Genomic DNA, 21,072 nt, shown 5'->3' on the forward strand with positions numbered 1-21,072 from the left:
GGACGGGCCTCCCTGAGGCCCGATGTGCCCAGACAGCTTCCGGGATACGACATCGATTTGAATGTAGCTAGGCGTCCGTAGTACATAGACATAATCTGCACCCACCGGCCCCAGGACAAAAACAATGAAAACCCTACCGCCCGTGCACCGCATCGCCTTGCTCTTCAACGGCAGCAAAATCTACGACCGCGGCATCATCACCGGTATCGGCAATTACCTGAGCAGTACCCGCGCGTCCTGGGACCTGTTCCTGGAGGAGGATTTTCTTTGCCGTCTGCGCGGTATCGAGCGTTGGCAGGGCGACGGGATCATTGCCGACTTCGATGACCCGCTGATCGGCGAGGCGCTGGCTGGGAGTCGGATACCGGTGGTGGCGGTGGGGGGATCTTACGAGGACGTCAGCGCGTACCCCAAGGGCATTCCCTATGTCGCCACCGATAACCATGCCTTGATGAAGCTGGCCTACGAGCATTTGATCGAGGCCGGGCTGACGCGGTTTGCCTGTTTCAGCCTGCCCGAAGCCCAGGCCAATCGTTGGGCCCAGGAGCGTGAGAAAGCCTTTCGCCGCTTGATGCACCGCGATGGCTTGCAGGTGGAGATCTATCGCGGCCTGGGCACCAGCGCGCCGTTGTGGGACAGCGCGGTGGAGCAGCAGATTGCCTGGCTGCACAGCCTGCCCAAGCCTATCGGCATTATCGCCGTGACCGACGCCCGCGCCCGGCAATTGCTGCAAGCCTGCCTGACCGCCGGGATTGCCGTGCCGGAGCAAGTGGCGTTGATCGGCATCGACAACGACCCACTGACCCGCACCCTTACGCGGGTGCCGCTGAGTTCGGTGATCCAGGGCACCGAGACCATGGGCCGTACCGCCGCGGCCTTGCTGCATCAGATGTTGCATGGCAAGCCCTGCACCGGCACGCAGGTGCTGGTGCCGCCGGATGCGATCAACGTGCAGGCCTCCAGCCTGCATCAGCCCCTGGGTAACCCTTATGTGATGCAGGCGTTGCTGTTTATCCGGCAGTACGCTTGCCAGGGGATCAAGACCGACCAGGTTGCCGCTTATGTCGGCGTCTCACGCTCTTCCCTGGAAGCGCACTTTCGCAAGGTGCGCGGCTGCAGCGTGCATGATGAAATCCTCGGTTTCAAACTCGCCGCTGCCGCCAAGGGCCTGGAGAACCAGGACCTGGCCATCGCCGACATCGCCGCCAGTTGCGGCTTCACCTCTGCGCAGTACTTGCATACGGTGTTTCGTCGTGAGTTTGGCTGTACGCCACGTCAGTATCAGCAGGGCAGGCCAGTTGCAGCGCCTGTTGCATGCTTGCCAGCTTGATCTGGGTTTCTTCGTACTCGTTGGCCGGCAACGAGCCTTCGACAATGCCGCAGCCGGCAAAAGCATAGCAGTGTCTGGGCGTGATCAAGGCCGAGCGCAGTGCCACCAGGAAGTCACCGTTGCCATTGGCGTCCAGCCAGCCCACCGGCGCGGCGTACCAGCCACGGTCGAAGCCTTCGTGTTCACGGATAAAGCCCAGCGCCGTTGCCCTGGGCAAGCCGCCGACGGCGGGGGTGGGGTGCAGCGCCTGGACGCCGTCGAGCAGGCGCTTGCCGACATTCAGTTGCGCGGTGATGGGCGTGCTCAGATGCTGCACGGTGGCCAGTTTCAACAGGCCAGGGCACGGCGCGGCGTGCAGGTCGGTGACCTTGTCGTGCAGGGCCTGGGTGATGGTCTGCACCACCAGCTGATGTTCATGCTGTTCCTTGGGGTCGGCCAATAGGCGCTCACCCAGGGCTTGATCTTCATCCGGCCAGAGCCCGCGACGGGTGCTGCCCGCCAGGGCGTGGGTGGTGAGGCGGCCCGCGTCGCAACTGAGCAATCGCTCTGGCGTGGCGCCCATGAAACAGTGCTCGGCACGGTGGATGGCGAACAGGTGCGAGGCGTTGCGGCGCTCGTGCAGGCGGCCCATCACCGCGCCGGTATCGAGGGTGGCGTCCAGATGGTGGTCGATATGCCGCGCCAGCACCACCTTGTTCAACTCACCCCCGGCGATGGCGTGCAGCGCGGTGTCGACCTTGGCCTGCCATTGATGCCGGGGCAGTGCGCGGCGCTCCAGCACATCGGGTGTAGAGGTTACATGGGGGGCGGGCTTGAGCAACTGTTCGTAGACGGCCAGGCTTTCGTGCACCAATGCAGCAGGATCGCTGCCCGGCTCGACCACACGCTGGCAACGCAGCCAGCGGCCTGTGGTGTCCTCGCTGAGCAACCAGTGGGCGAGGTGGAAACTGGCGTCGGCATACGGTGCCCAGTGGGGCGCACAGGGTTGCTGTTCATCGAAGCGCATGCCACCCAGTAGCAACGGCGGGTAGGGTCCCTGCACCAATGCATCGGCGCACAATGCAAACCATTGGCGATCCACTTCGGCCATGCGCCGGGGCCCGGTGGCTTCGATCTGCCAGGCGCAGCCCAGGCCGAACAGGCTCAGGTCTGGCGAGTGTGCGCACCAGAAGAAGCCCTGTCGATGGGCTGCATACAGCGCCAAAGGCGCCAGCGTCGGCGCGGGGTAGGCGCTGACGGCAATCACTGGGCGCTGGTACGCCACCGCCCGTTGGTGCGCGGCCTGGAACACCTTGAGCAAGTCGGTAGCGTTCATACCGCCTTGCTCTTTTTGTGCAGCCAGAACGCGGTTTGCTCGGCGATGTACCAGTGGATGATCTGGTTGAACAGGCTTTCGATAAATTCGCCATCCAGCCCGGCGTCCTGCGCCCATTGCCGGCGTTGGGGCAACATCGCTGCGACGCGCTCCGGGGCGGCGATACTGGCCTGGTCCGGCTTGAATGCCGAGGCGGCCTTGACGTACTGCATGCGCAGGCCGAGGGCGTCGATGATCTGCTGGTCGAGGCTGTCGATGGCGTGGCGGATGTCGTGAAGGCCAGTGCAGTGTTCCGGGGTTTTCATTGTGAGTCTTCCTGAAGGTAGGCGCTGCGCTGCAACAGGTGGTGGATCACCGGTCGCGGCTGATGCTTTAGGTAAAAGTGATCGCCGTCGAACCAGCGGATATCCGGGCTGTGGCGGCTCAGGTCGGCCCAGGCGCGGGCCTGTTCCAGGCTGACCTCGGCGTCGTCGTGCGCCAACAGCACATCGAGCGGTGCGGCCAAGGGCAGCAGGTGGGCGGGGCGCCAGGTCTCGATGGCCTGGTAGTCGCTGCGCAACACCGGCAGGAACAGCGCACGCAACTGCGGGTCGGCCCACAGGTCGGCGGCCTGGGCGTCCTGGCGCAGGATGTCGGCGATCAGCGTGGTGTCGTCCTGGCGGTGCAGGTCGCTGGGCGGTTGCCGGTGCGGTGGCGCGTGGGCCGAGACAAACACGTGGGCAGCCCCCATGCCAGCGGCTTCAAGCTGTATGCCCACGGCATAGGCAAGCGCCGCGCCCATGCTGTGGCCGAACAGCCACAGGGGCCGCGCAGGCAAGGCCAGCAACGCCTGGCTGGTGTGTTCGGCGAGGCTCGCCAGGCACGGGATATGCGCCTCGTTGAAGCGCTCTTCACGGCCGGGATACTGCACCGCCAGCAGGTCGATATCCCCCGGCAGGTGCGCCAGCCACGGGCGGAAAAAACTCGCGCTGCCACCGGCATGGGGCAGGCACACCAGGCGTGCGCGGGGCTGTTCGCTTTCACGCAATGCGCGCAGCCACGGGCTCATGAGGCCAATACCTGTTCAGCCAGGGCCTTGCGGTTGACCTTGCCCAGGCGCGTCAGCGGGAACTCGCGCAGCACCTGCAAGCGGTCCGGCAACTTGTAGGCCGCCAGCCCACGCTCGCGCAGCCAGGCGTTGATCGAGGCCAGGTCCAAGGGTTCACCGTGGGCCAGTACACAGGCGCAACTGCGTTCCCCCAGCAATTCGTCGGCCAGGGCCACCAGCGCCACATCGCGGATCAGCGGATGGCCGAGCAGCAGGTTCTCGATCTCTTCCACCGGGATCTTCTCGCCGCCGCGGTTGATTACATCCTTGCTGCGCCCCTCGACAATCAAATGCCCCTCGGGCAGGCGCCGGACCAGGTCGCCGCTGCGATAAAACCCGTCGGCGGTAAACGCCCGCTGGTTGTGCTCGGCGGCGTTGTAATAGCCACGGATGGTGTAGGGCCCGCGCACCAGCAATTCCCCCACGGCACCGGGCGCCACCGGTACATCGTCGGCATCGACGATACGGATCTCATCCGCCGTCGTAAGGGGAAGGCCCTGGGTGTCAAAGACTCGTTCCTCGGGATCGTCCAGCGGCGTAAAACACAGCAAGCCTTCGGCCATGCCGTACACCTGTTGCAGGCCACAGCCCAGGGCCGGGCGGATGCGGGCGGCGATCTCGGCCTTGAGCCGCGCACCACCGACTTGCAGCCATTGCAAGCTGCTGAGGTCGTGGTCGGACCATTGCGCGACTTCCAGCCACAGCAATACCAGCGGCGGGATCAAGGCGGTGTGGGTGATGCGTTCGCGTTCGATCAGTTCGAACGCGGTATCCGGGCTCGGCTCCGGCGCCAGCACCAGGGTGGCGCCGACACTGAACACCCCGAGCGCGCCAGGCGAGGCCAGCGGGAAGTTGTGCGCCACCGGCAGCGCTGCCAGGTAACGGGTGTGGCCGTCGAAGCCGCAGGCCTGGGCCGCCAGCCGTGCATTGCATGCATAGTCGTCATGGGTGCGTGGGATCAGCTTGGGCAGGCCGGTAGTGCCGCCGGACAACAGCAGCACCGCGACGTCCCGGGCGTCCGGCGTGGGGAATTGGCGGGGCGCGGCGACGCAATCGGCCAGGCCCACGAACTCCTCGGGCGCGCCCACCACCCACACCTGTTGCAAGCTCGGCACCTTCTCACGCAGGGTGCGCGCCAGCGGGCGGTAATCGAAGCCCAGGTGCTGGTCGACAATCACATAGGCCACCGCCTGGCTCAGGTGCGCCAGGTGTTCCAGTTCATGTTCGCGATGGGCCGGCAGCGCAAACACCGGGATCGCTCCCAGGCGCAGCAGGGCGAAGGTCAGGCTGAAAAACTCGGCGATATTGGGCAGTTGCACCAGCACCCGCTGGCCAGCGACCAGCCCGCGTTCGGCGAGGCCGGCGGCCAGTCGGTCGGCCTGTTGGTCCAGCTCGGCGTAGCTCCAGCGTCGATTGCCGTCCACCAAGGCTTCCTGCTGCGGCGTGCGCTGGGCTTGTTCGCGCAGCAGTTGGCCCAGGGGCACGCCTTGCCAATAGCCTTGCTCGCGGTAGCGGCGGATAAAGTCTTCGGGCCAGTCAGTGCAGCCATCAAGCATGGAAATCTCCTTGGGCAGTCGGGCAACCCAGCAACTGGGCGCCGTGCAGGGTCAGCGGTTGCGTCAGGCCGGCGATTTGCACCGCCTGTACGCCGGTAAACTCAGCCGGATGCAGGTGCAACATCGGGTCGTCGCCCGCCAGCAGGTCGAGGGCGGTGCGGTCGGCAGGGCTGACCCCCAGGCGAATCGCCGCCAGCCCGGTGGCGCCGTTGGGGTGGATCAACCGCTCCGGATGTTGGGAAGGCGTGTAGGGCGTGACCAGGAACGGCAGGCGCGCATGGCGCGGGTAGACGAAACGAAAGCGCGTCTGGCTGCCGTCCGCACAGGTGCGCTGCCACTTCACCACCCGGCCCATGGCCACGCCGCAGGCCGCGAGACCCTTGAGGCGCGGCGCCAGCAGTTGCTCATCGCACAGCAAGGCCAGGTCGCAGAAGCCTTCGCCGTGGGCGGCCCAACGCAACATGCGCTGCCCGGCACCTCGGCCGGCCAGGCAGTCGATGGGCCACTTGAACAGCCAGGCGTGGCGAGGCGTAGTGAGCAACTCGATGATCGGCCCATGGCTGAACCAGATATGCGCGTGTTGGGCACGGGCCTCGGCAGTGGCGTAGGTGACCTCGAACCCGGCGGCGCGAAAGTTCGCCACGGCCTGGTGCAGGTCGCGCACCCACAGCAGCACATGGCTGCAGGACGAGCGGGATTGGGTAGTGTTCACAAGGGCAGGGCTCCCAACAGTTGCGCGCCAGGGTCAGCGCGAGGGGGTTGCACAGCGTCGGCGCAGCGGTGCAGCTCGGCCAGCGGCAATGCCCGGGGAATCGGCGGTTCAATTAATTCGGGCATCCCGATCAGGCTGTTCATCTCGCGCCAGGCCATCGACACCTCGGTGGCCCACAGGCCGCTGCGCAGGCGCCGCGCCGGCTCGTCGATGTCGTCGCACAGTGCGTCGAGGGCGAGGCTGACCGCGTCGGGCCAGAGGTCGCTGAACACCTGGTGATAGCTGGCGGGTATCTGCGGGTCGAGCACCACCATGCTCGGCCCGGCCAGCCGCTCGCTGCCTTCACCTGCCATGATCAGGCGGTCGGTGTCGTCCCGTGGCGCATGCAGGCGCGGGTTCCATAACACCGGGCCGTGGGTATCGCACAGGCTCAGCACGCCGCCTTCACAGCCGACTTCAAGGCGATGCAGCAGGAACGAGTGGTTGTCGGGGTCCTGGGGATGCACCTGGTTTTGCACGCGCAGGCTGATCGGCACGCCATTGAAGCTGGCGTTCAATCGTGTGAAGGGCTGCGCACCGACGCTGGCCGCCGGCGCCGCAAATGCCCAGGGCCGTAAACCACCGGCCAGGCGCCCGAGAATATCCAGCAAGGGGTAGGCCACCTGGCTGTTACAGGCCGCGTCGATATAGGCCAGCCCTTGTTGCTCGCGCAGGTACGCGGCCACCGCCAGAAAGCGGCGGATCGCAAGGATATTCGGGTACAGCGTATTCACCGCGTAGGCTGCCTGGCCCTGGCGTGCTGCCTGCATGCACGCGGCGATTTCGCGGTGGTGCACCGGGTGTTCCTGCAACACGTGGATGCCACGGCGCAACAACTGCTGGGCCAGTTCGCTGCCGGCGCCTCCGGTGGCGCCGGAACGCACCACCACGCAGGCGATATCTACCGTATTGGGCACCTGCTCGACCGCCTCATACAGCGGTACGCCGTAGTAGTCGGCGCAGGCTTGGGAGTAGGCATTGCCCCGCGACAGGATGCCCACCAATTCATAGCGCTCATGGGCACGGGCCAGGGCTTGCAGGTAGATGCGGCCGAACGCGGTGCCGGCGACGATCACGCGTTTACGTGCGCCACTCATGACCAGGTCACCGGCAGGCAATGGGCGCCGCGAAAGAACGTCGCGGTTTTCCACTGCACCTCACCGCAGCGTTGCAGGTTGGGCAGGCGTTCCACCAACGCCTGCAAGGCCTCCTGCAATTCCACCCGCGCCAGGGCAGAGCCGATGCAGTGATGCAGGCCATGGCCGAAGCCGAAATGGCCGCTGGCATCGCGTTGCAGGTCGAGGGTCTGTGGATCGGCAAAGCGCGCCGGGTCATGGTTGGCTGCGCCAATCGAGGCGAATACTGCCTCGCCCTGGCGTACCAAAGTCTCACCCACCTGAATGTCTTCAAGGGCGTAATGCACAAACATTGCCGCCGATGCCAACGGGATATAGCGCAGCAGCTCTTCCACCGCCTGGGGGATCTGTTCGGGATGGGCCTTGAGCTGTTGCCACTGTGCGGGATTGTCCAGCAGCACCTGGATGAAATTGGGGATCTGCGAGGCGCTGCCTTCGTAGCCGGCGACAAGGATGGCGATGCACAACAGCAGCAGTTGCTCTTCGCTCAGGCGCTCGCCGTTGTCATCGGCCTGGGCCAGGGCAGTCATGAAATCGTCCTGTGGCTGGCGGCGGCGCTCGGCCACCAAGCCCTTGATGTAGGCCGCGAGTTCGCCCAGATGTTGCTGGGTCAGAGCGGCGTCTTCGGGGCGGGTTGACAGCAGCGAGTCGTTCCACAGCTTGAAGCGTTCGCGGTCTTGCAGCGGCACGCCGAGCAGTTCGCAGATCAACCCCAGGGGCAGCGGCAAGGCATAGTCATTGACCAGGTCCGCTGGCGGGCCGGCGGCGAGCATGCGGTCGATCAATTCATGGGCGTAGGCCCGGGCATGGGGGCGCAAGGCTTCGACGCGGCGCCGGGTAAACGCCTGGGCGGCGCGGGAGCGGATACGTGTGAGTTGCGGCGGGTCCATCATCACAATGCCTCCGGCAATCCGCGGGAACGCCCGTGGAGCGTCGTCGCGGCGGAACGCTTCGCTGCGGCTGAAACGCCGGTCGCCCAGCACCAGGCGTACATCGTCATAACGAGTGGCGAGCCAGGCGGGCGCGCCGATGGGCATCTGGATGCGCAACAGGCCTGGCGCCTGCTGGGCGTGGCGGTAAGGTTCAGCCAGCTCCAGGTCGGTGAAGGCGTTGAAGGGGTAGGCCAGCGGGGTCATGGCAAGTCCTTGACGTTAGGCAGGTCGGGCAAATGGTCGAGCAGTTCAAGCTGCAGGTCGGGGTGTTCCAGGTGGGCGGCCAAGGCGGCACGGCTCAGGCGCTGGCTCGGCACCTGGGCGACGAACACTCGATGGCCCAGGCATGCCAACGGGTGATCGGCAGCGGGCAGGCTGCGATTGCCCTGGAAGCCGGCGCGGGCCAGAGCGGTCTGCCACTGCTCGAGGTTGAGGAAGGTGCTGCGGCCCAGCGCACGCTCATCGCTGGCCTGGTTGAGCATGAACGCCTGGGACGCCATGACCCAGAATTCTTCCTGGGTCGGCTCGCTGAATACCAGCCAGCCGCCCGGCTTGAGCAAGGCCAGCAGGGTGGACAGCGAACGCTGGGTGTCGCGGGCGGCGTTGAGCACGCCACCGGCGACGATCAGGTCCCAGCTCTGGGTGGGATACCCCTGGGCCACGGCGGGGCGGTCGATATCGAACACACCGTGGCGCACCCATGGCCAGGCGCGCAGACGCTCGGCGGCCTGTTCACTGAAGTAGCGCGACACGTCGGTGCACAGGTAGTCCACCGTTAGATTCGCCAGGACCGGCAAGACGGCCTGGGTGGTGGAGCCGGTACCAGCCCCCACCTCCAGCACGCGCAAAGGTTCAGTTGATTGGCGTGCCGCCCAGGCGCCGATCCAGTGGGCCACGGCGCGGTGCTGGTACTGCGCCGCCAGGCTTTCGCGGTACAACGCCGCTGCACGTTCGGTACGGCCTTCGGGGAACAGCAGGTGCACCGCCGCGCAATCACCGCGCATCAGCGCCGGCAACTGGCGAGCATTATCCCGCGCATAGTCGAGGGTGGCGCAGCCGCCGGTGTTGTGTTCCCAGTCCAGGCTCAGTTGTGCCCAGATAGCGTCCAGGCTGGCGTCGCTCCAGGCGTTGGGGTCGAGGCTGGGATGCAGATGGTCGCCTTGGCGGCGCAGCAAATCCTCGGCCTGCAACACGTCCAGCCAGCGTGCGATCAAGGGCCGGTGGCCAGGGGCGATGCCGGCGTTGGCGAGGCTTTGCGCCACGTCGTTAAGGGGCGCCGGCAGCAGGCCGCATTGCTCAAGGCCGTTGAGCATCGACAGCAACGCGGCGTGGCTCAAGCGTTGGTTCAACTGCACGGCGTCGTGCAGTTGCGTGGCGCTGAACTGCTGATCGACGGCGGCCCCGGTCGCGTCCAGATGATCGTCCACCGCTGCCGGTGCGCAAGGCTGGGGCACGGCGAACAGAGTCTGGCCATGCAGCGCGACGGCGCTGACCTCAGGATGCCCCAAGGCGCGCTCACACCAGCGCTGGTGCTCACGCTTGACACTGGTCAACTCGCGCCCGTCATCGGTAAAACCCTGTACGTGGCAATTGAGTTGCGCCGCGGCGCGTTCTGCCAGTTGCCAGTCGCTTGGGCGCGGGCTGACGAACAGCACCTGTTCCAGGTGGCTCAGGTCACTCAAGGCCAGGCCGGGAAAATCCAGCAGGCGTTCCAGTTGTTCGGCGCCCATCACCACCACCGCCGGGCGCTGGCGTTCGAGCACCGCCAGCAACCGGGCCGGGGCCTGTTGATGCACGCCCAGGTCGGTAAAGGCCGGTAGATGCCAAGGAAAGGCAGCGGGTAGGTCGATCAGCAAGGTGTCGACATTCATGTTGAAACTCCTCTGGCATGGAACAAGCGTTGCCCCGCGACGGCGAGCGGTTCCGCCGCGGCGGGCCATACCTCGAGCATCTCAAAGCCGGCCGCCTGCAAGGCCAGGTGCCAGGCGTCGGGTGCCATGAAGGCTTCATCGCTGGCGCGCAACGGTGCATCGGCGGGGGGCGACAACAACAGGTGCATGAAGGTCAGCATCGCCGGGTTGTCGGCGATGGATTCACTGAACAGCAAGGTGCCGCCATCGACCAGGCTGCTGCGGATCTGCCCCAGGCAATCGTGTAGGTCGTGGGCGTTGTGCAGCACATTGCCGGCGATCACCAGGTCCTGGCTGTGGGGCGCAATACCCTGGACGCTGAAGCTGCGATCGAGGTCGAGCAGGCCGAATTGCATCCCCGGTTCGAGGCGAAACTGACGCTGCGCCGCGCCGGTAAACAGCGAGCTGATATCAGTGAAGCGATAGTCCTTTTCACGCGCTTGCAGCGCCGCCAACACCGCGTCGGTGGTGCAGCCGGCGCCGCCGCCCAGTTCCAGTACCCGCAACGTTCCACCAGCGGCGCTGACTTGCTGCGCCCGTTTGGCCAGGGCGTGATTGACCGCCGCAGTGAAAGGGTTGTGCTGGTAGGCGCCGAGCGCCTTCACCGGGTCGCTGCCGAGCATCAGCAAGTGGGTGAGGGTGAATTGATCGCGCAGCAGCTCGGGCAGGCACTCGATGACTTGGGTGTGCAGGCGCGCCATAGTGGCCGGGAAGCCCAACTCGGCATACAGGCGCGGCAGTTCACCTACCCGCGGATCGAGGGGTGTTGCTTGCCAACCCAGCTGTTCACCGTCTTCGCGCAGCATGCCCGCACGGGTCAATGCCGCCAGCCAACGCCGCACCACCCAGGCATGCCGCGCAGCCGTGCCCAGCGCTGCATTGATCTGTTCGGCGCTGTGCCAGGCTTGCAACGGCAACGCCTGGGTGTGCAGCAGCACCTGGGCCATCACGCCCAGGCTGACATGTTCCAACTCGTTCAGGGCGGTGTTCATAGGCAACCTTCTTCGGCGGCATGCAGTTGATCGAGCGGGCTGTGCAGCAGGTTCAGGGTGCGGATCGCCGAGGTGCGCAGCAGGCGTTCAAGGCTGGCGGCGGGGGGCAGGGCCTCGGCGGCTGCATGGCAGCCGGACCGGATCTCGCCCTCCACCACGCTGATCACCGTGGCGGCGGCCATGGCACCGGTCAGCGCCGCATTGCCGGCGCCGCTGAGCACCAGGCTGCGGGTCAGGGCCTGCTCGTGGTACACGCCATCGAGTTGCAGCAGCAGCGTGACAAAAGGCGCTTGCCCGCTCAGATCCAGGCGACTGGCCTGGCACAAGCGCTGCACGGCGTCGGCCCGTGGCAGGCCGTGGGCCTGGTCGAGGGCCTTGAGCACGTAGCCGTCGGTGATCACGTTGAACCACTGGCCGACCTCCAGATTCAGCTGCATGGCCAAGCGTTCGCCCTCGAGGTTCAGGTAGGGCAACAGGTGGACCTGGCCGGGGAAGCACGGCACCGACACCTCGCGCTGGCGCCGCAGCGCACGACTGCACCGACCGTTGCGCCAGGCCGCCAGCGGTTCGCTGCTGCCGTCCACCGCGCCTTGCAAAAAGTCGTCGGCAGCCACGGCGGTGAAGTGATCGCGCAATCCGAAATAGCTGGTCAGGCTGCGCACCTGGGTGAATGCCTGCTCGGCCAGCCAGCGCGGCAGCAGGCCAGTGAGCCCAGGTTGCAGGCCGGCACCCAGCACCGCGCAGCGGCCACGCCATTGGGCCGGGTCGAGGTGCATGTGGCCGGCGGCATCGACGTAATGAGCATCGGCCTGCAACGCGGCGTGTGCGGCACGCGCCTCTACGCGCCAGGACGGGCCGGCGCAGTTGAGCAGCACATCGCAACCACGGGCGAACGCGGCTAAGGCCCTGGCGTCGGTGAAGTCCGCCGCGACCCATTGCAAGCGTGCCTGGGGCCATTGTTGCTGGAGCACTTGCACACAGTGCGCACCCTTGACGGCATCGCGCCCGCCCAGGCGCAGCTCATTGACTCCCAGCGTCAACAACGCCTGGGCGCTGGCCAGCCCCACGTCGCCGCTGGCGCCCAACACCCCGATCAGCATGGCTGGGCCTCGGCGTTCAGGCGCCAACCACCGGCGCGCTGGCGGTCATGCCAGAACCCGGCGTAGCGACCGTTGCGGGCCAGCAACTGCGCATGGGTGCCCGATTCCACCAGGCAACCCTCATCCAGCACCAGGATCTGGTCGGCGGCCATGATGGTCGGCAGGCGATGGGCAATCACCAGCACCGTGGAGCTTTGCATCAGGGTGCGGATCGCTGCCTGTACGAAGGCTTCGTTGTGCGGGTCCAGCGCCGCCGTGGCTTCATCCAGCAATACGATGGGCGCCCGCTTGAGCAGGGCTCGGGCCAGGGATACGCGCTGGCGTTCGCCCCCGGACAGCGCCGCGCCGCCTTCGCCCACTGGCGTGTTCCAGCCCTGGGGCAGGCGTGCGACGATTTCATCCACGCCGGCCAGCCGTGCGGCTTCGGCGACTTGTTCGGCACTGGCGTCCGAGCTGCCGACGCGAATGTTGGCCTCAAGGCTGTCGTCGAACAGGTACACGTCCTGCATCACCAGGGACAATTGCGCCATCAGCGCGGCATTGGACAGCTCGCGCACGTCCACGCCGCCGACCTTGACGCTGCCCTCGCTGGCATCGAAAAAACGCATCAGCAGGCGCGTGACGGTGGTCTTGCCCGAGCCTGAGGCGCCGACAATCGCGGTCATGGAATGGGCCGGGGCGTTGAACGTCAGGCGGTGCAGCACCTTGGGCCCGCTGGGGTAAGCGAAGCTGACCTGGTCAAAGGCCAGGCTGCCGGGCGCCGTCAGCGGTTGGCTCACCGCCGGCTCCGGCAACGACGGCTCGCGCAGGATGCTCACCAGTTGGTCGAGGTCATTACCGGCCATGCGTAACAGGCCGCTGCGCGCCGCCGCTTCGGCCAGTGGCCCGACAAAGCGCGCTGCCAGAGCCAGCAGGGCGACCAACTGGATGGCGTCGATGTCGCCGTGGGCGGCCAGGGCAATGCCTACGCCCACCAGCAGCGCGAACGCCAACTGCACGGTCAAACCACCGGCCAGCAATTTCGGAAAGGTCTGGGACAGCATCGAGCCGCCCGCGTGTTTCTGCGCCAGGTTGGCGGCCTGCAATGGCGCGTAACCGTCCTGGGTGCGACCAAAGGCGCGCAGCACTTGCTGGTAGCGGGCGAATTCCACCACGCGGTTACCGGCCAGGGTCGCGGCGGCTTCTACCCGCGCGTCGTTGCTGCCGATGGCCGCCGCCGACCAGTGATGGGTGAAGTAGATCAGCGGCGCACACAGCACGGCCGTCAGGCCCAGGCGCCAGTCGAACACGAACAGGCTCAGCGCCACCGTGGCCGGCACCACCACGCCGGACACCACCGGCCCCAGGTAATGGGCAAACAAGCCGGTGACCATCAGGGTGCCGCTGGTGGCACTGCGCGATAGGCGTCCGACCTTCTCCGAATTGAACCAACCCAAAGGCAAGGTCACCAGGTGCTGGCCGAGGCGATCATGCAGGGTGGTCAACACCACCAGGGCCAGGGCAAACCCCTTCATGGCCTGCTGGTAGTGGGCAATGCAGGTCAGCACCGCCATCGCCGCCAGGCCCGCCAGCCAATGGAAGGCGCTGTGCAGGTCGCCGGCAAACAGCGCGTGCAGGATCGGCACCAAAAACGCCACGGCAACGCCTTGCAGTACGGCACTGGTCACCAGCCAGGCGAGGTAGCGGTACAGGCGTGCGGCATGGGCCGGGCCCAATAAAGTCACGAGGCTACGGATCACAAGGACATCTCCAGGTCGGGGGCGGTGGTTTCGGCGCCGGCGCGCCACAGCCGGGCATAGGCGCCGTTGGCCTGCAGCAGTTGGTCATGGCGGCCGCTTTCGAGGACGCGGCCCTGGTCGAGCACGACGATCTGGTCGACGCCGCAGATACTCGCCAGGCGGTGCGCAATCACCAGCACCGTGCGACCGCGGGCCAGGGCAGACAGCGCGTCCTGGATCAAGGCTTCGGACTCGGGGTCGGCGTGGGAGGTGGCTTCATCGAGGATCAGCACCGGCGTATCGGCCAACAGCGTGCGGGCGATGGACAGGCGCTGGGCTTCACCGCCGGAGAAAATCGCGTCTTCGCCAACCACCGATTGATAGCCCCGGGGCAGGGCCTGGATGCGTTGGTGAATCTGCGCCGAACGGGCGGCGGCCTCGACCTCGGCATCGCTGGCCTCGGGGCGGCCCAGGCGCAGATTGTCGGCCACCGTGCCGTGCACCAGTTGCGCGTCCTGCAACACAAAGCCCACGTGCTGATACAGCTGGCGCGGATCAATCTCGCGCACATCCACACCGCCCACGCAGACCCGCCCGGCGCTGACGTCGTGAAAGCGCGGCACCAGCTTGGCCAGGGTCGACTTACCCGCGCCGGACGCGCCCACCAGCGCGGTGACGCTGCCGGCCGGGCAGTGCAGGTCGACGCCATTGAGGATCATATGCGCGGGGTCATAACCGAACTGCACCTGTTCAAAGCGGATGTCGCTGCCCTGGGGCGGTACGCAGACCTTGGGCGTCGGCAGCTCCTCGACGCCCAGCAGCGCTTCGATGCGCTCGGCTGCAGCGAGAGCGGTGCGTTGCGCAGTAAGGCTCTGGTTGATCACCAGCAGCGACTGCGGGATCACCACCGCCACCAGGGTTTCGGCGAACAACTGCAATGGCGTGATCCAGCCCTGGGCCAGTAACAGGCTGCCCACGCTCAGGCTGACCAGCAGGATCACCGGCACACTCAAGGCCATCGACGAGAAGGCTTCCAGGCGCAGCAGTGGCTTGACCCAGCCGGCGTACTGGGTGCTGAACTGGTTGACCGCCTGCTGATAACTGCGATGGGCCTGTCCGACCTGCCCGAATGCCTTGACCACGGCAATGCCGTGGACAAACTCGACAATCGCCGCGCTGACCCGGGTCATGCTCTTGTCGAGCAACTGCATCTTGGTGCCGAAGCCGCGCATCATCAGGCTGTAGGCTAGCGCGTAGATCGGCAGGGTCAGCACCGCCAGCAGTGCCAGGCGCCAGTTCAACGTCGCCAGCCAGATCAATCCCGCCAACGGGGTGACAATCGCCGCCGTCACTTCGACGGCGTGATGAGCAACCAGATGGTGCAGGTCTTCGAGGTCGTCCTGCACCACCTTGCGCACGGCGCCGGAAGTGGTGTCGGTGTACCAGCCCAAGGGCACGCGCCCGAGCTTGCGCACCATGGCCTCACGCAGGCTCGATTGCAGGCGATGGTCGGCCAGGTGGGTCAGCCACAGCGCGGCGCCGCTGGCCATCCAGCCCAGGCTCAGGGCGACCACCACCAGCGCTGCCCACTGCCACAGGGTGGCGCTGTCGGCGTTGCCGGCGAGCAACAAGCGGCCAAGTTCAGTGAGGCCGATAAAGGGCACCAGGTTGACCAGCGCGCCGACTGCGGCAAACACCACGCCGAGGCGGATCAAGCGGTTGACCGGGCGTTTCAGGGTATTCAGGGCGGTGGTCATGAGTTTTTCCGAAGGGCCTCAAGCAGGTGCGCGGTGACGGTGTGCACGTGGGGTGGTTCGATCACGCTGAAGTGGTTGCCGGGCACGTCGATCAAGTTGAACTGGCCCAGGCAGGCGTCCTCCCAGAACGGCGCCGCCAGGTGGCCGACACCGCCGGTAATGCCGAACGATTGCTGCTCCAGACAGCGCAGGTAGGTCATGTTGCCGAGGAACGGTGGTGGGTCGAACCGCGCCGCCCGCATGCTGTGGCGACAAACGCGGAACAGCGTCGGCACCAGCTCGGGGCCGATCGGCACCCCGGCCTGACCAGACGCCAGGCGGGCGTACTCGGCCAGGCGTTCTTCCTGGCTGCGCGCCGATTGTTGCCGGACCGCCAGCGCCAGTGCTTCCAGGCCCGGGTCGCCGCCCAGGGCAGCCATCGCCCCGGCGGGCACGCGCCGGTTGTCGCGGGCCATCAGCAGGTCGATGGCGCGGTACACGTCGTAGTCTTCGATATGGGCGCCGAACACGGTCTTGACTGGGTCGAGGTTGAGGTTGGGCACGAAGATCGCCTCATAGGCCAGCTCTTCGTCGGTGTCGATAAACATCGGGATGCTGTCGATCAGGCTCAGGTCCACCACCTCCATGCCGCGCTCCAGCAGGCGCCGTGCGACTTCAGTGGCGAGCAGGCCGCCAAGGCAGTAGCCGATCAGCTGGAAGCGCTGATGGCCGTCGGCGATCAAGCGGTCGGCGTAGTCCTGGGCCACGCTTTCGATCAGGCGCTTGGGTTCCAGGGCCAGGTACTGCGCGGTGTCGGCCACCGCAAAGCCAATCACTGGCCCTGCCTGCTGGGTGGCGAGCGCACGGCCCAGGTGCTGGAAATAATCCAGGGTGCCCAGGGCGGCATGGAACATCACCCGTACCGGGCCGACCTCGCCACCGCCGAACGGCACCACCAGGGCGTTGCTGTGGGCGGCGCGCTGCGACTGGTCAGGCGCCGCGGCGGTGGGGGGGCTTTCATCGTGGTTGAGCAGGCGCGCCAGGGCGCTGACAGTCGGCTCGTTGAGCATCTGCCGCAGCAGGGTGTCGTAGCTCAGGCTGTGCGCCTGGGGCAGTTGTTCACGCAGTTGGCCGGCAACGCGGGCAAGGATCAGCGAATCGGCGCCTTTCTCGTAGAAATTGTCGTCGGCGCCGATCTGCGCCAGGCCCAGGGCTTCGGCCCACACCCTGCACAGCTCGGCGGTGAGCGGGTCACTGGGCACCGCTTCGTTGCCGCCGGCCTGTGCATCGATGGCGGGGCGCCAGTTGGCCAGTGTCTTGCGGTCGACCTTGCCGTTGGCGGTCAGGGGCAGGCGGTCTAGCACTTGCAGGTGCGCCGGCAGCATGTAGTCCGGCAGGCGTTGCGCCAGGGCGCGGCGCAGGCTGTCGACGCTCAAGCGTTGCAGCCCGGCCTTGAAGCGTGCGGCGAATACCCGCATGCCGAGGGCGGCCAGCGGGTGGTCGGCGTGGGGCAGCGCCGGCAGGCATTCGCCGCCGAATGCCTGGACCCGTGCCTGCCAGATATCGGCAGCGCGCAAACCGCTGCGGCCCAAGTCGTGGTCGTCGCCCGCCGGGGTCATCATAAAACCTTGGGTCAGCAGGATCGGCGGCCATTCGCCGGTCGGTTCGCTGAACACCAGCCAGCCACCGGGGCTGAGCAATTCGGTGATCTGGCCGAGGGCGTTGTCGATGTCCTTGACGCTGTTGAGCATGCCCGCGCACAGCACGATATCCACGCTGTTGCTGGCCAGGCCCTGGGGGCGAATATCCTGGTCAATGTCCAGCACGCCGTAGCGCACCCAGGCGTGATCGGCAAAGCGCTGCTTGGCCGCCGGCAGGAAAAACGCGGTCATGTCAGTGAACAGGTAATCCACGTTCAGGCCGTCGAGCAGGCTGATCACCGGCGTGCTGGTGGCCCCGGTGCCCGCACCGATTTCAAGGATGCGTAGCGGGCCATCGCCGTCATGGTGGGTGGCAAACCGGTTGATCAGCGCGGCGATGCTGTGGTTGTTGTAGCGGGCCACCGCATCCCCGCCATACAGCTGCAACGCCAGGTCTTGCTGGCCCTGGGGGAACAACAGATCGAACGGGTTGACCTCGCCGCGCAGCAGTTGCGGCAGTTGCGCTACATGGTTGAGCTGGTAGTCAAGCAGCGCCTGGCTGCACAGCCCGCACGCCACCGCCTGTTCCACCCGGCCCCAGGCCAGCGCCGGGTTCGGCGCGCCGTGCAGCAGGCGATAACGGGATTGTTCGCGCTGCAACAGGCCCGCGTCACACAAGGCCAGCAACCAACGCCGCACCAACCAGTGATGGCGCGGTTGCACCTGCAAGGCACTGAGGATGGCAGCTGCATCCGGCTCGGCCAGCGCGCCGCTGAACAACTGGGCCTTGAGCATGACATCCAGCATCGAACTCAAGGCGGCGGCGTTGAGGTCAGCCTGATAGTCGCGTACCTGCTGCGCGTCAAAGTTGCCGACCTGGCTGTCGGCATAACGTTGCACTGCCGTCAGCAGTGGTGTGCCCGGCAGCGGCTCGGGTTCGACGCGCGCCGCCGTGACGAAGGCCAGCAGCTCGCCGCTGAGCAGGCTGACGGCGCTGTCCACGCCTGGGGTGGCGAGCAGTGCGGCGTCGATTTCCCCCAGCTCCACGCGGTGTCCACGGATCTTGACCTGGCCGTCGTCACGGCCGAGGAACTCCAGTTCACCCCCCGGCAGGTAGCGCCCACGGTCACCGGTGCGATACAGGCGCTGGCCGTCGAGGGGGTGAGCGAAGAAGCGCGCTTCACTCAACGCCGGGTCGCCGAGGTAACCCTGGGCCAGGCCGACCCCGGTGATGTACAGGTCGCCCGACACCCAGGTCGGCGCATCGCGCCATTGGCTGTCCAGCACGCGGAACCCCTGGTTGGCCAGCGGCAGGCCGTAGGGAATACTGCGCCATGCCGGGTCAATCGCGCCGATGGGGTGCAGGTTCGACCAGATCGAGGCTTCGGTGGCACCTCCCAGGGCTACCAGGGCCAGGCCCGGCAACAGCGTTTGCAGTTGTGGTGGCAGGTTCAGCGGTATCCAGTCACCCGACAACAGCGCCAGGCGCAAGCTGTCCAGGGGGCGCGGCTCGGCTTGCAGGTAGTGGGCCAGCATGTGCAGCTGCGCCGGCACCGAGTTCCACAGCGTAACCTGATGGCGCTGTATCAGCTCGGCCCAGTGCGACGGGTCGGCGCCCCGTGCCGGGTCGGGCAGCACCAGGGTGCCGCCCACGGCGAGCGGGCCGAACAGGTCATACACCGACAAGTCGAAACTCAATTGCGCCAGGCCCAGCACCCGGTCCGCAGCGTTGATCGCAAAGCGCCGGTTGATGTCCTGCACGGTATTGAGGGCGGCGCGGTGGCTGATCATCACGCCTTTGGGCTCGCCGGTGGAGCCGGAGGTGTAGATCACATAGGCGAGGTCGTCGGGGTTGGCGTCCTGTGCCGGCAAGTCCGGCGTAGCGGCTGCCAGTTGATCCACCGCATGCCAGTGCACACCCTCGGGCAATGGCGTGTCTGGCACGGCCTGGGAGTGACCGAGCACATGCCGCACCTTGGCACTGCGCAGTACGCGGTCGCGGCGGGCGGCGGGGGCGTTGCTGTCCAGCGGCAGGTAGGCGGCGCCCGCCAGCAGCACGCCGTAGGCCGCCACCACTTGGTCACGGCCCTTGGGCATCAGGATCGCCACCGGTTCCTGGGCGCGGCAACCGGCGGCGCCCAGGGCTGCGGCGACTGCCAGGGCGCGCTCCATCAGGGCGGCGTAGGTCAGGCTGCCGTGGGCGTCGACCACCGCCAGGGCCTGTGGCCGTTCCCAGGCCATGGCCAACAGGCCGTCATGCAGGCGCCCGGTGGGCAGCGGCGCGTCGGTGGCGTTGGCGGCCAGGCGTTCACGCTGTTGCCAGGCCGGTAGCGGCACTTGCATGGGCTGTTCCCAGGTGGCCGGGTCGAGGGCCAATGACTGCAATTGGGCAACGAATGCCTGCTGCATGTCCTCGACCAAACCTTCGGGGAACACGCCTTGGCGCACGTCCCAGTGGATGTGCAAGCCGTTCGCGTCGTCCATCACCTGGCAGTCAAGGGTCACCTGCGGGGTTTGGGTAATGCCGTGGCCGACCCGGCGCTGGCTGGCGGCCGGTGGTTCAATCGCCAGGCCAATGGCACTGGTGAACACCACCGGCATGGCGGCTGCCTCACGGCCGCGACGGCGGCCGATTTCGCGCATCACTTGAATGCCGGAAAACAGCCGGTGCTCCAGGTCGGCGAACAATTGGTTGCCCAGTTGCCGTGCCTGGGCAGTGAAATCCTGGCCCTGGGGATCATTGACCTGCAACAGGCTGACCGAGGTGAAATCCCCCACCAGCTGGTTGACGTGTGGGTGCAGCGGTAAACGGTTGAGCAGCGTGAGGTTGAGGCTGAAGGAAGGTTGCTGGCTCCAGCGTTGCAAGGTGCCGGCATAGGCGCTGAGCACCACGATGGAGGGAGTGAGGCCGAGGGCGCTGGCGGCTCTTTTCAGGGCGGCCCATGGCTGCGCATCGAGGTGCGCCGATTGGCGTTGGAAGCGTGGCACTGTGGTGTCTTCGCCGCTCAGGGGCGCCGGCAGTTGCGGAGCCGGGGGCAGTTCATCGAGACGCGCCAGCCAGTAGTCACGGTCACGCTGATGGCGGCTGCCTTCAAGCAGGCCGCGTTCGGCCAGCAGGTAGTCGCGGAAGGTGATGTCCAGGTGCGGCAAGCTGGCCTGGGGATCGTGCAGCAACTGCTCCAGCTCATTGAACAGCAGTTGCGCGCTGGCCCAGTCGGCAATCAGGGAGTCCATGGAAAAGTGCAGGGTGTCGCCGCTGTCGCTGCGGCTCAGGCGCAATTCGAACAGCGGCCAGGTCTCGGTGGGGTAGAGCTTCTGCTCCATGGCCTGGCGAATCTGTTGTACGGCATGCTGGTGCTGCTCGCCAGTGGCGCCACGCAAGTCCGCGACAGCCAGTGGGTAATGGGCGACCTCGGCCAGCACGCGCTGGGAGCCTTCGCTGGCAATCACCGCACGCAACATGTCGTGGCGGGCGATCAGGCGGTTCCAGGCCTGTTCCACCTGCTGGGGGTCGAGGCTCGGCCAGCTCAGTTCGAGGTAACCGTGGCACGCCACATTGCCGTAGCCGAATGATGACTGGCGGCCGAGCAGGTAGGCATTCTGCACATCGGTGAGCGGGAAGGGCGCGTGACGTTGCAAGGGGTCGGCCACCACCTCGGGCCGCTCCTGGGTTTGCAGCAGGTGCAGGATCTGCTGCTTGTGCTCGCGCAATTGCGCCAGGCGTTCGGCGTCCAGCAGGCCTTGGGGGGCACGGAATTTGAGTTGGCCATCCTGGGGCCAGAGTTCGACGCCCAGGGACTTGAGTTCGCTTAACAGTTTGGCGGCGGGCATGGGGACAGCTCCTGGGATAAGGGGAGGTTGTGCGGGCA

At 66.6% G+C, this 21,072-nt stretch carries 14 protein-coding genes; 1 reads left to right on the forward strand and 13 read right to left on the reverse strand.

The window, feature by feature from the left end; genetic code table 11:
- The first annotated feature begins 124 nt into the window (after positions 1 to 124).
- Positions 125 to 1,330: a XylR family transcriptional regulator gene (locus tag QZR30_RS26315; RefSeq protein ID WP_311904593.1), complete on the forward strand. Its 1,206-nt coding sequence runs from the start codon at positions 125 to 127 to the stop codon at positions 1,328 to 1,330.
- Here QZR30_RS26315 and QZR30_RS26320 read toward each other — a convergent pair.
- From QZR30_RS26320 to QZR30_RS26380, 13 genes are read right to left on the reverse strand one after another with little or no spacing between them, the layout of a single operon-like run.
- Positions 1,218 to 2,645 carry an isochorismate synthase gene (locus QZR30_RS26320; RefSeq protein ID WP_311904594.1) on the reverse strand — a complete coding sequence of 476 codons (1,428 nt, stop codon included), beginning with the start codon at positions 2,643 to 2,645 and terminating at the stop codon, positions 1,218 to 1,220. The two genes, QZR30_RS26315 and QZR30_RS26320, sit on opposite strands and share 113 nt — an antisense overlap.
- Positions 2,642 to 2,950 (reverse strand): isochorismate lyase, encoded by a 309-nt coding sequence (locus QZR30_RS26325; RefSeq protein WP_046072133.1) that lies wholly within the window; start codon positions 2,948 to 2,950, stop codon positions 2,642 to 2,644. Before QZR30_RS26325 ends, QZR30_RS26320 begins: the two co-directional genes overlap by 4 nt.
- Positions 2,947 to 3,693: a thioesterase II family protein gene (locus QZR30_RS26330; protein WP_311904597.1), complete on the reverse strand. Its 747-nt coding sequence runs from the start codon at positions 3,691 to 3,693 to the stop codon at positions 2,947 to 2,949. The genes QZR30_RS26325 and QZR30_RS26330 overlap by 4 nt, the downstream gene beginning before the upstream one ends.
- Complete coding sequence (locus QZR30_RS26335) at positions 3,690 to 5,288, reverse strand: (2,3-dihydroxybenzoyl)adenylate synthase (protein ID WP_311904599.1); 1,599 nt, start codon at positions 5,286 to 5,288, stop codon at positions 3,690 to 3,692. Before QZR30_RS26335 ends, QZR30_RS26330 begins: the two co-directional genes overlap by 4 nt.
- On the reverse strand, positions 5,281 to 6,000 hold the full coding sequence (locus QZR30_RS26340) for a VOC family protein (protein ID WP_124412035.1): 720 nt from the start codon (positions 5,998 to 6,000) through the stop codon (positions 5,281 to 5,283). Before QZR30_RS26340 ends, QZR30_RS26335 begins: the two co-directional genes overlap by 8 nt.
- Entirely contained in the window at positions 5,997 to 7,136 is a 1,140-nt protein-coding gene (locus QZR30_RS26345; RefSeq protein ID WP_056846014.1) for a Gfo/Idh/MocA family oxidoreductase, read from the reverse strand. The genes QZR30_RS26340 and QZR30_RS26345 overlap by 4 nt, the downstream gene beginning before the upstream one ends.
- On the reverse strand, positions 7,133 to 8,311 hold the full coding sequence (locus tag QZR30_RS26350; RefSeq protein ID WP_046072137.1) for a cytochrome P450: 1,179 nt from the start codon (positions 8,309 to 8,311) through the stop codon (positions 7,133 to 7,135). The genes QZR30_RS26345 and QZR30_RS26350 overlap by 4 nt, the downstream gene beginning before the upstream one ends.
- A complete protein-coding gene (locus QZR30_RS26355; RefSeq protein WP_056846013.1) occupies positions 8,308 to 9,978 on the reverse strand; it encodes a class I SAM-dependent methyltransferase in 1,671 nt (556 codons plus the stop codon). Before QZR30_RS26355 ends, QZR30_RS26350 begins: the two co-directional genes overlap by 4 nt.
- Entirely contained in the window at positions 9,975 to 11,009 is a 1,035-nt protein-coding gene (locus QZR30_RS26360; RefSeq protein ID WP_059396810.1) for a class I SAM-dependent methyltransferase, read from the reverse strand. The genes QZR30_RS26355 and QZR30_RS26360 overlap by 4 nt, the downstream gene beginning before the upstream one ends.
- The gene (locus tag QZR30_RS26365) at positions 11,006 to 12,109 is read right to left on the reverse strand and encodes a saccharopine dehydrogenase NADP-binding domain-containing protein (protein ID WP_046072140.1); all 1,104 of its coding nucleotides are present in this window, start codon (positions 12,107 to 12,109) and stop codon (positions 11,006 to 11,008) included. The genes QZR30_RS26360 and QZR30_RS26365 overlap by 4 nt, the downstream gene beginning before the upstream one ends.
- Positions 12,103 to 13,848 (reverse strand): ABC transporter ATP-binding protein, encoded by a 1,746-nt coding sequence (locus QZR30_RS26370; RefSeq protein WP_056846010.1) that lies wholly within the window; start codon positions 13,846 to 13,848, stop codon positions 12,103 to 12,105. The genes QZR30_RS26365 and QZR30_RS26370 overlap by 7 nt, the downstream gene beginning before the upstream one ends.
- Positions 13,845 to 15,584 carry an ABC transporter ATP-binding protein gene (locus tag QZR30_RS26375; RefSeq protein ID WP_046072142.1) on the reverse strand — a complete coding sequence of 580 codons (1,740 nt, stop codon included), beginning with the start codon at positions 15,582 to 15,584 and terminating at the stop codon, positions 13,845 to 13,847. Before QZR30_RS26375 ends, QZR30_RS26370 begins: the two co-directional genes overlap by 4 nt.
- Positions 15,581 to 21,034 carry a non-ribosomal peptide synthetase gene (locus QZR30_RS26380; protein ID WP_311904603.1) on the reverse strand — a complete coding sequence of 1,818 codons (5,454 nt, stop codon included), beginning with the start codon at positions 21,032 to 21,034 and terminating at the stop codon, positions 15,581 to 15,583. Before QZR30_RS26380 ends, QZR30_RS26375 begins: the two co-directional genes overlap by 4 nt.
- Positions 21,035 to 21,072 lie beyond the last annotated feature (38 nt).

Origin of the sequence: Pseudomonas sp. rhizo25, assembly GCF_031931935.1 — a bacterium.
GTDB lineage: Bacteria > Pseudomonadota > Gammaproteobacteria > Pseudomonadales > Pseudomonadaceae > Aquipseudomonas > Aquipseudomonas synxantha.

Bases quoted from the DNA above. Each gene is read 5' to 3' on its own strand.
- QZR30_RS26315 (WP_311904593.1), top strand. From the start codon at position 125: ATGAAAACCCTACCGCCCGTGCACCGCATCGCCTTGCTCTTCAACGGC.
- QZR30_RS26320 (WP_311904594.1), bottom strand. From the start codon at position 2,645: ATGAACGCTACCGACTTGCTCAAGGTGTTCCAGGCCGCGCACCAACGG.
- QZR30_RS26325 (WP_046072133.1), bottom strand. From the start codon at position 2,950: ATGAAAACCCCGGAACACTGCACTGGCCTTCACGACATCCGCCACGCC.
- QZR30_RS26330 (WP_311904597.1), bottom strand. From the start codon at position 3,693: ATGAGCCCGTGGCTGCGCGCATTGCGTGAAAGCGAACAGCCCCGCGCA.
- QZR30_RS26335 (WP_311904599.1), bottom strand. From the start codon at position 5,288: ATGCTTGATGGCTGCACTGACTGGCCCGAAGACTTTATCCGCCGCTAC.
- QZR30_RS26345 (WP_056846014.1), bottom strand. From the start codon at position 7,136: ATGAGTGGCGCACGTAAACGCGTGATCGTCGCCGGCACCGCGTTCGGC.
- QZR30_RS26350 (WP_046072137.1), bottom strand. From the start codon at position 8,311: ATGACCCCGCTGGCCTACCCCTTCAACGCCTTCACCGACCTGGAGCTG.
- QZR30_RS26355 (WP_056846013.1), bottom strand. From the start codon at position 9,978: ATGAATGTCGACACCTTGCTGATCGACCTACCCGCTGCCTTTCCTTGG.
- QZR30_RS26360 (WP_059396810.1), bottom strand. From the start codon at position 11,009: ATGAACACCGCCCTGAACGAGTTGGAACATGTCAGCCTGGGCGTGATG.
- QZR30_RS26365 (WP_046072140.1), bottom strand. From the start codon at position 12,109: ATGCTGATCGGGGTGTTGGGCGCCAGCGGCGACGTGGGGCTGGCCAGC.
- QZR30_RS26375 (WP_046072142.1), bottom strand. From the start codon at position 15,584: ATGACCACCGCCCTGAATACCCTGAAACGCCCGGTCAACCGCTTGATC.
- QZR30_RS26380 (WP_311904603.1), bottom strand. From the start codon at position 21,034: ATGCCCGCCGCCAAACTGTTAAGCGAACTCAAGTCCCTGGGCGTCGAA.